Origin of the sequence: Acinetobacter sp. A1 (assembly GCF_012371315.1) — a bacterium.
Classification (GTDB): Bacteria; Pseudomonadota; Gammaproteobacteria; order Pseudomonadales; family Moraxellaceae; genus Acinetobacter.
This window is the reverse complement of sequence record NZ_JAAZQY010000028.1, coordinates 23,679-34,058: the sequence shown is the minus strand read 5'-3', so window position 1 is coordinate 34,058 and position 10,380 is coordinate 23,679. Positions and strand designations below refer to the sequence as shown.

Sequence of the window (10,380 nt, the reverse complement as noted above, 5' to 3'; positions counted from 1 at the left end):
GCGGAAATCGAACAGGATTACCAAGCAGCGGTGAGCAAATTGTTTGCCTTAACGCCCAATTACCAATCAGTCGATGACCTTGTCACTGAAGAACAGCAACTCGAATTTATTAAGGCCTTCCGTGAAGTGATGCGCTATAACGCGCAATTACAAACTTTTATTGAATACGATCAAGACCAAACACAACTGGATAAGCAGCACTTCGCGAACTTCGCCTCTAAGTATGCTGACTTATGTCGTGCCGTTAGAAAGACCACTAAGAAAGAAAAAGTATCGGTATTGGATGATGTCGATTTTCAGCTGGATTTACTGCACAGTGACCGTATTAATGTGGGGTATATTATCAACCTCCTACAACTGGTGATTGATACAGATTCAGAGGACAAGCGTCAGAAGTACCAAGCGCAAATTTACGATTTAATCAGTAGCGATATTAGCTTGCACGATAAGCAAGACCTGATTCAAAAATTCATTGAAGAAAACATGCCGAAGATGATCAACGGCCAAAGCGTCCAAACAGCTTTTGCTGAATTCTGGGATGCTGAAAAAGAACAGGCCTATCAGCATCTCTGCAAAGAAGAAAACCTGAAACCAGAAGCGATGAAGCAGGTTCTGGAGCATTATGAGTTCACCAAACGCCTACCACGTAAAGAAGAGTTGAAGGACTTACCAAACTATAAAGTGAAGCTGTTTGAGCGGGAGAACGTGTTTAGCAATTTGCTGGTCAAGACACGCCAGTTGATTGAGAAGTTTTATACTGGTTTGTAAATCAGTAATGAAGAATTTTAATTTGAGATAATTAAATGGAAAGAGTTACACAAGAAGACAAAGAGGAAGTAGCTATATTTCTGAAAAAATATAATGAAATTAATAATAAAATTAATAAAACTAAATTTATAAGTAATAATCTAAGATTTAAAACTTACCTTAGTGTTGAGGAAAAAGATTTTCAAGTTAAGACAATTTATATATTGTTGGAGGATAAGTCTTTTAGAAAAATATTGGAATGTGAATTAAAGCTAAGTGATTTAATTCTTTTTTCTAAAAAATATTATTTCTCAATAAAATATAAGGAAAAACTGGATAGTGGTTTAGTATATAGTGGAACTGAATTAAAAAAATGGCTCAATAAGCTTGAGTCAGCAAAAAATAAAATGATAAATTTATTAAATACATCACCATTGTCGAAAACCAAGACAACAGTTTTTTATTTAAGTTCAAGCTATGTTAATAAGATTGTGAATTATTTGAGAAAAGAAAAAATAATTGCTGTTATAGATATGGAAATGATAGATGTAAGATTTCATGAACTAAAAGAATATGCAAAAAAATATGATAATAAAGATATTGAAGATTTTTTGGAGTATATGAAAAATAATAATTATATTTCTCCTTTAAGTGGTATGGAAGATGATATGAAAATACCAGAATATAAGTTTTTAAGAAAATATAATGATATTTTACTAAGTGAAAAAATATATAATAAATTAATTGATTATATTGAATTTGTGGATAGTGATCTGCTTGATTTTTTTTACAAGAAAATAGAAACAGAAATATTAAATATGAAATCTCCACGAGTTGATAATACATCGCATAGAACATTCTTTATTAAAGACATATGGGATATTGACGGAAAGGCAGATATTTTACCAAATGAAAGACCCTACAATATAAATATAATTTCTAAATTAATTCAAATTCTTTACACCGACTTAGATGTACTAAATGATGATGCCGCAAAGGCTAAAGTTAAAGAAATATTAAAAATAAAATAATATATTTCAATTTCTTAGGTTTTTTTTATAAAAATAGTAAAAAAACATAAGGGTTTATAATTTCAAGAAAAATCATGATGGCTCTTGCATTGTTAATGGAGCTCACAAATGCTTTTGAAGATTAAAGATGTTTGTCGTATTTTAAAAATTAGTAGAAATACGTTGTATAACTTGCAGCAAAAAGATTCTTCATTCCCAAAGCCGATAAAATTTGGCGATAAAAAGCAAGCTCGAATTTTTTATCGTGAAATCGAAATTAAAGAATGGGTTTTAAGTTTGAATCCTTCAGATTCTGAGCTGGAGGGCGGAAAATGAATTCAAAATATTCAAACAATACAAGCATAGCTGTTGAAGAAGCAGAAAGCACAAATGCTGCTGATTACTTTGAATATGATTCAATGGTAATTCAGGAGGGAACTGAAACAGCAAATGCTATGAATAGGATTTATGGCCTACTGCCTAAAGAATTCAAAAGGGCTACTAGAAATTTAGAGAACTATCCGAATCTAGAGGACATGCCAGTTATACCGTTGAGAGATTTAAATGGTGAAATTATTGGATTACGATTCATAAATTTAATTAAAGGTAATGAAATAAATATTGGGAATGGTAATATCATTTTTAATGAAAAAAGTAAGTCAGTGCTTTTAGTAACGGAAGATAGTCAAACTGCTTATAAACTATCAGACTCAAAATATAAAATATTATTAGTAAATAATTTAAGTCAAAATAAAGCTCAGCAGATTAAAGAAAAATTTAATGAGGTTTGTATTGTTACTACTTGTGATCATGTGAGGGATCTAAAAAGGCGTCTTGTTAGTTTAAATATTAAAATTATTGGTTTATCTCTACCTGTAGATTCTTTTACATGTACCAAAGAATTAGAGAATGAGATAAATAATCTTATCGCTAGCACTCAACTAATTGATTGGAAAGAGCCACAACCAATTAGAGCTGAATTGTTGCCTGTAAAAAAAATTACCAAAAGTATGTTACCAATGGATCTTGCTGATTATGTGTTTGATGAGGCTGAACGTGCAGATAAAATGCCAGTAGATTTTGTTGCAGTCACACTATTATCATCACTAGGTTCGGTCCTAGGTACAAAAGTGACGATTAAACCTAAACCTTTAGGGGATTGGAGAGTGATGTCAAATCTATGGAGTGCAATAGTTGGAACACCTAGTATGAAGAAATCACCAGCCTATGAAGCAGGGCTTCGTCCAATTTCACAACTAATAGATAAAGAAAAAGAAACAAGTAAGTCTAAAGATTTTGATATGGAAATAGATAAAATTGAAATAAATCATAATTTTAATTGCTCAAATGACGAGTTAGTTATTAAGATGCGAGCTGAAAAATTATCTGCGGAGCAGGAGCTCAAAGAACTAAAAAAAGAACTTACTAAAATAAAAGATGAAATTGAGCGTGAAGAGTTATTTTTAAAAATTGCTAAGCAAGAGCTTAGAATTGAAGCCAGTAAAAAAAATGAAGTAGCTAATAAAGAGGATATACCAGAAAAGCGGTATAAAACTGATGATACAACGATAGAAGCTTTATCAGACTTGGAAGTAAATAATCCAAATGGAATTTTAGTATTCCGTGATGAATTGGTTGGATTATTTGCTTTTCTTGAAAAAGATGGTGGATTAGGTAGAACGTTCTTTCTTGAAGGGTGGAATGGTACAGGATCATATCAAATTGATCGGATTGGGAGAGGACCGCAATTTATTCCAAATCATTGTTTAACAGTCATGGGGGGAATTCAGCCTGATAAATTAATTAAATACCTAGAACCAGCAATAAAAGGCTTAGGAAATGATGGGCTTATCCAGCGCTTCCAATTGATTGTGTATCCTGATGTTGAAAGCTGGGAATATGTTGATCGAATCCCAAATAAAGATGCACGAAATGCTGTTTATTCAATATTTGAAAGTATAGATAAACTCGATGAAGTTTCTCTTTGTAGTATGGGGGCGAATAGCTCTGATAATTATAACAAGAGTCCATATTTTATATTTTCAGATGAAGCTCAAAATCTTTTTATTGAATGGACTACTGCACTTCACAAGGAGAAAATACAGAATGAAGAACATCAAATAATCCAAGAGCATTTATCTAAATATCCTAAACTCATGTCAGGATTGGCATTATTGTTTCATATTATTGACGGTATAAATTTAGGGGTCGTAGGTAGAGTTAGCAAGCGAGCTACTGAAATGGCAATTGAGTGGTGTGAATATTTAGAAAGTCATGCAAGAAGAATTTATGGACTTGTACTACATTCTTCTAACTTTAGAGCAAGTACATTAGCTAACAAATTGAAAAAACTTCCAGAGTCAGATAAATGGCGTACAGACGGTTTTAGTGCAAGAGAGCTATTTCGTAAAAATTGGAAATCATTAACAGACATGCAGAATATATATGAAGCTGTTGATATCTTAAATGATGCAGGTTGGATACACGTTGAAGAGATTGAGGCGACAGTAAAAGGTGGACGACCAACAAAACGCTACTGGATAAATCCAAAAATTTACGAAATGAGCTGAAATTACACTGACAAAACTGACAAAACATCGTTTTGTCAGTTTTGTCAGTTGAGATATTAAGCAATTATATAAATCATAAAACTAAAAAATCCCTATATATGCAATTATTAGCAGAATGGAATTGATTCAAGGTATTATTGATCTAGGTGAAATTAATTTTTTACAAAAAAAACAAAAACAACCCGTGTATCCAACTTTGTATCTTTTTTTCTTTTTAAAAATAAATTTCGTTAAAACAATGGTTTAAGTTAAAGTATGGTAACGTCTGGGCAGAACATAATATTTATAGATTTACTTTACTAAGATACGAAAGTTTACTTGTAAAAAAAAACAGAACAGCTGACATTTTTTGATTAACCCGCATTCTGTTTAAGCCAATCATTCCATTACTGGCTGTATCATTTCGAAAGTTACCCAGCATGACTCTGATCAGGTTCACAAGCCCCCCGATATCCCCAAACTACTATGAGCCAAATCGAGGTGACCATGACAGAAAATGAGATGAGAGGCCAAAGATCCAGTTTGAGAAAAACGCCAGCGTAGAGTGAAATGATCATTTAGCGATACAGGTTTATCAACTATTAAAAAAATGCTAAATTATTATCATAAAAGAGCAATGTAAAAATATTTTTTTGAATTTTAGAGGTTTTTAGACTAAATGACCGAGGGTACAGCAACATTTGCATATGATTCATTGGAGTCGATTCGTAAGAGACTATTGGATTTAAGTTCAAGAAATTCGCTGTTAAATTATAAGTTTCCACGTGGTAAGTGCCTTCAGTTCATTGAAACTACACCAAACTCTATATTCAAAGCATTAAATGACAGAAAAATAATAGATCTACTACCAATTCCTAAACCATTAGATGCAGAGCTCAAGAGCTACTATGGGGTGGAGGAAAAGAATGGTAGTGGTATTAAAGATCACGGACCAAGTGTTGAATCTTGGGCAAAGCATTTAGGTTATGAGATTAGTTTTGAATTGAGTCACAATTATACGAGTAATTCATCAAAACCTGAAAATACACATGTTTTACAGAGTTTACTTTATCCAAAGGACTTAGAAACTCGAGTTAAATATATTAGACAACAAGCCGAATCATTCATAAATGAAACAGGTTCGAATGTTTTATATATTGCGATTGGTTTTTTAGAATGGACTGAAAGTAAAGATTCAAATCTGAAACGGTTAGCTCCACTTTTCACTCTACCTGTAAAAATTGAAAAAAAGCCAAAAACAAAACATGGGGGCTATGATAATTTTGAATTATCTATGTCAGATGAAGGATTATTAAGTAACGTTACATTACATGAAAAGTTAAAAAATGAATTTGGCTTAGAATTGCCTTTATTGGATGAAGAAAGTACGCCAGAAGATTATTTTGACTTAATTGAAAAAAATATTTTGTCTCATGAAGTAGGTTGGAGTATTAAACGCAAGGTCTGTATGTGCTTGCTAAATTTTTCTAAGCAAGCAATGTATCAGGATCTTGATCCTACGAATTGGCCTAAAGGGTATTCAATAGAAGATCATCCAGTTATTCAACAATTATTTAGTAAGGTGGCCAAAGAAAGTCAGTCTCATAGTTTCGACTCTGAATATGAAATTGATGATATAGAAGATATCCATGAAAAATTCCCAATCATTTACGATGCTGATAGTTCTCAACATAGTGCTTTAATCGATGCCGTAAAGGGGGAAAACTTAGTTATTGAAGGTCCTCCAGGATCTGGTAAATCTCAAACAATTACAAATTTAATTGCTGCAGCAATCAATGATGGCAAGAAAGTACTTTTTGTTGCTGAAAAAATGGCTGCATTAAATGTAGTAAAAGATAGACTAGATAAAGCTGGATTAGGTGGATTCTGTTTAGAATTACATAGTCATAAGTCTAATAAGTTAAAAATATTACATGACTTAAATGAACAATATAAGCAATTGGAGCACAATGCTAAAATACATGAAATACAAATCACAAAAAACAAACTTGAGTTAAGTAAAAATTATTTAAATCAATATGTAAAAAGAATTAATAAAGAGTGGGGAGAGACGAAATATACAGCACATGAAATTTTAACAAAAGCAACTTACTTCAAGAATTTATTGGATATAAATCCTGAAGATGTATTAATCGATAATTTAAATTTGATTACATTAAATCAGGATGATATCCAAAACTATATTGATTGGGGGAAGTTGTTAGAAAATTCATTTATACAAACTCGAGATCAATGCCCTGACAAGGAGATCTATAAACACTATTGGTTTGGGGTTAATAAGGTAAACTTAATTGATTCTGAAAAAGCAGAAATTGTGAAATTTCTTAAAGAGTGGAACTATGAATTAACAGTAATACAACGTTTATTTTCTGAGCTTTTTTTTTGTGATGATGTGAATTTAGAATTAGTTGAAAGAGTAACTAATAATGCAAAAGAATTACCAAATTTCGATGAGGAAATATCTTATCATTTAATTAATGATCAAATCGATAATATTAGTTTGCTATCTGAATACATTAATTTGTATGATGAAATTAATAAAAACTACAGAGTAATTGTTGCGGTAATTAACAAAGAATATCTTGGAGAGTCAAATTCTCGTGAAGTTGAAATCATTAGGAATTTGATAAATGAAAGCAAAGCATTTGATAAAAGTATCACTTTAGAAGATATAGATGAAGCGATACACCAACTAGAAAAAATTAAGACTGCTTTGTTGGATTTAAAGCCTGATATTGAACTAATTGAAAAGAATATACCTTCTGAACTTAAGAAGGTGTTTGGATATTCAGAAGAAAATTTTAAAGCTATGGAGATATTGGTAGGACATTTAAAAGGGTTGCCATTTGATCTTCTAAAACATAGAAATGAAATATTTGATGAATCTAGTATTGATCAGTTTATAGTTGATTTTGAACCAATATTTAAACAGTTGCATCAAAACTATCAAGATTGTCAAAGACTGTACAAATTAGAGATCTTGCCTAGTGTGGAAGACTTAGAGATAAATTACAAAAATATATGTATAGGTGGATTTTTTAAATATTTTACGATGCGTTGGTGGAGCGCTCGAAAATTTATATTAGGTATCAGTAAAAATGAAGGTACTCCACTTATTGAAATACAAAATAATTTTTCTAAATTAATAGATTTTAAGAAAGGTATTGATTCTGCAAATAAATTGAATGATAAATATAAAATATTAAATCATATGTATGATGGAGTTAATACGCCATTAAATGATATTAAAACATTGCGTGATTGGTACAAAGGCGTTCGTCATGAATATGGTATTGGTTTTGATGAGAAGGTGAAGATAGGTTCTGCTATCTTAAGATTAGAGAGCCACTTAGTAAAATCTATCATTGAAGAATATGATCGTAAAGTTGCACCTAAGATTAAAGATTTATTGAATTTACTGCAGGGCTTTTCTACTTTATATGCAAGTAAAATTAGTTATTTGGGAAACGTCCACGAAATTATTGATGATGAAAGTGAGATTTCTCGTACATTAATTTCTCTTAAAGAATTAAAGTTAAAACTTGGGCCCTTTATTATTGATAAAAAATCTTCATTAGCTCGTATTGAAAATGAATTAATTTTATTTGATGCTAATGTAGTAAAAGTAACTCGATTTAATGAAATTAGAAAAAATTATCCTCAATTGTCTAAAGAATGGAACTTTGATGATTTAAAAGGGGAAATTAATGTTGCTGAACTAAATCGCGCTCAAAAGACTCTTAAGCTTTTAAATATAATTTCTGATTCATTCGGAATTTTAAGAGAGAAACTATCTAAGATATCAGATAAGGAAAGTTATCAAAGATTAAAAAAATCTTTAGATGAAATCTCTCATCATTTCAAAAATGAAGGAATAAGAAGAAAACAATTTGAAGAGCATTCTAATGTTGAAGCAAATTGGACCAATCAGCTTAAAAATTCTTTTATTGAAACGATAAAAAGAAATAATTTAGCTTTAGAGAATGAAGATTGGTTATTTACATGGAGTAATTACCATACTATTAAGAATAAAGCTGAAAATTCTGGTTTAAGATGCATTATTAAAAAGTTGGAAAATGCCGAATTAGAGAGGTATTCAGTTGCTGACGTGGTGCAACTATCTTTATATAGTTCTTTAGCAAAGCATATTATTAATACAGATACACTGATTCAAAAATATAACGGTATAGAATTATCGACTATGGTTAGTAATTTTCAGAATTATGATAATGAATTACTAGTATTACAAAGAAAGCAGATTGCTTGTAATGCCTCATCAGTCGATGTTCCTGTAGGGATTGCTTATGGTAGAGTATCTGATTTAACAGAATATTCATTAATTGCAAAAGAGGTTTCAAAAAAAACAAGACATATTCCAATTCGGTCTTTGCTAGAAAGAGCACCTAAATCAATTCAAGCATTAAAACCATGTTTCATGATGAGTCCTATGTCTGTTGCTCAGTACTTAAAGCCAGGACTTTTTGATTTTGATTTGGTTGTGATGGATGAAGCATCTCAAATTTTGCCAGAAGATGCGATTGGAGCATTAGCTAGAGGCAAAAGTGCAATTATTGTCGGTGATCCAAAACAATTACCACCTACAAGCTTTTTCAGCACATCAGTTAACTTTGACGATGCAAATGAAGATGAACTTGTTGGAGTAGAGGATGCTGAAAGTATCTTAGATTCAGTCTCAATGTTTAAGAAGAGGCGTTTACGTTGGCATTATCGCTCGCGTCATCAATCATTAATTGCCTTCTCTAATAAATACTTTTATGACTCTGACCTTGTTTTGTTCCCATCACCTATTCAAAGTTCTCCAGAACTTGGTATCCGATATAAGAAGGCATCTGGCATATTTGATTCAGGGCGAAACTATAAAGAAGCACAAAGTGTTGTAGATGAAGTATGTGAATTAATTCTTCAAGATAAAGAAGAGTCAATTGGTATAGTTGCGATGAATAGTCAGCAACGGGATGAAATCGAAAGTCAATTAGAACTCAGACTATCAAAAGATTCTAGGTTGCAGGATCTTTATGATAAAAAAATGAAATCTCATGAACCTGTATTTGTTAAGAATCTTGAAAATGTCCAAGGTGATGAAAGAGATGTTATTGTCATATCCATGACTTATGGGCCGTCACAGGTTGGGGGTAAAGTATTTCAAAGATTTGGTCCGATTAACCAAAGTTCAGGTTGGAGACGACTCAATGTACTGTTTACCCGTTCAAAGAAGAGAATGCATGTAATTTCATCTATGAATTCATCTGATATTTTATCATCTGAATCAAGTAGTAAAGGTGTAACTGCATTAAAGGCATTCTTAAGATACTGCGAAACTGGTTTTTTACATGAAGAAAAAGTAACTGGCAAAGCACCTGATAGTGACTTTGAAATAGCAGTCATTAAAGCGCTTGAGAAGCATGGATATGAATGTGAACCTCAACTTGGTGTTGCAGGATACTTTTTAGATCTTGCTGTCAAAAATCCAGCTAATCCAGGAGAATATTTGTTAGCAGTTGAGTGCGATGGTGCAACTTATCATTCTGCAAAATCTAGTAGAGATCGTGATCGTTTACGCCAACAAATTCTAGAAAGTTTGGGTTGGAATATACATCGGATTTGGTCAACAGACTGGTTTAAAAATTCGCAAGAACAAATGCAAATTTTGTTGGAAAAATTGAGAGTATTAAAACCGGCTGTTGATATACAAGATACTATTAATACCCAAATAACACGGCCAACAAGCATTAATATTGAGAAGCAATATTTACTTGAATCTGAAACAGAAAATGAATCACACGATAATATTATTGAAATAATAGAGGCGGGTGATCTGGTGAGATATTTGGATAGTAGGCATCCTGAAAAAATAATGAATGTTAAGATTTCTAATAATCTTAACAATTTCCAGGAAGGTATTACACATGTTAATAGTCCCTTAGGTCAAGCATTAATGGGACTAACGATAGATGACAGTACAACCTTATCTTTGCCAAGTGGTGATGTGAAAATCACAGTGAAAGAGATCATTAAGTCTTAAGTAAATTTTA

At 31.6% G+C, this 10,380-nt stretch carries 4 protein-coding genes and 1 pseudogene; all 5 read left to right on the top strand.

What is annotated here, in order from left to right; genetic code table 11:
• Positions 1 to 768: pseudogene (locus HHA41_RS10135) on the top strand (type I restriction endonuclease subunit R); the annotation flags it as partial.
• Positions 769 to 803: 35 nt separating this feature from the next.
• A complete protein-coding gene (locus HHA41_RS10130) occupies positions 804 to 1,778 on the top strand; it encodes a hypothetical protein (protein ID WP_168461603.1) in 975 nt (324 codons plus the stop codon).
• 108 nt (positions 1,779 to 1,886) lie between these two features.
• Positions 1,887 to 2,093 (top strand): AlpA family phage regulatory protein, encoded by a 207-nt coding sequence (locus HHA41_RS10125; RefSeq protein ID WP_104489490.1) that lies wholly within the window; start codon positions 1,887 to 1,889, stop codon positions 2,091 to 2,093.
• Entirely contained in the window at positions 2,090 to 4,327 is a 2,238-nt protein-coding gene (locus HHA41_RS10120) for a YfjI family protein (protein ID WP_168461602.1), read from the top strand. Before HHA41_RS10125 ends, HHA41_RS10120 begins: the two co-directional genes overlap by 4 nt.
• A gap of 658 nt (positions 4,328 to 4,985) precedes the next feature.
• A complete protein-coding gene (locus HHA41_RS10115) occupies positions 4,986 to 10,370 on the top strand; it encodes a DUF4011 domain-containing protein (protein WP_168461601.1) in 5,385 nt (1,794 codons plus the stop codon).
• Positions 10,371 to 10,380: the final 10 nt, after the last annotated feature.

Bases quoted from the DNA above. Each gene is read 5' to 3' on its own strand.
- HHA41_RS10130 (WP_168461603.1), top strand. From the start codon at position 804: ATGGAAAGAGTTACACAAGAAGACAAAGAGGAAGTAGCTATATTTCTG.
- HHA41_RS10115 (WP_168461601.1), top strand. From the start codon at position 4,986: ATGACCGAGGGTACAGCAACATTTGCATATGATTCATTGGAGTCGATT.
- HHA41_RS10120 (WP_168461602.1), top strand. From the start codon at position 2,090: ATGAATTCAAAATATTCAAACAATACAAGCATAGCTGTTGAAGAAGCA.
- HHA41_RS10125 (WP_104489490.1), top strand. From the start codon at position 1,887: ATGCTTTTGAAGATTAAAGATGTTTGTCGTATTTTAAAAATTAGTAGA.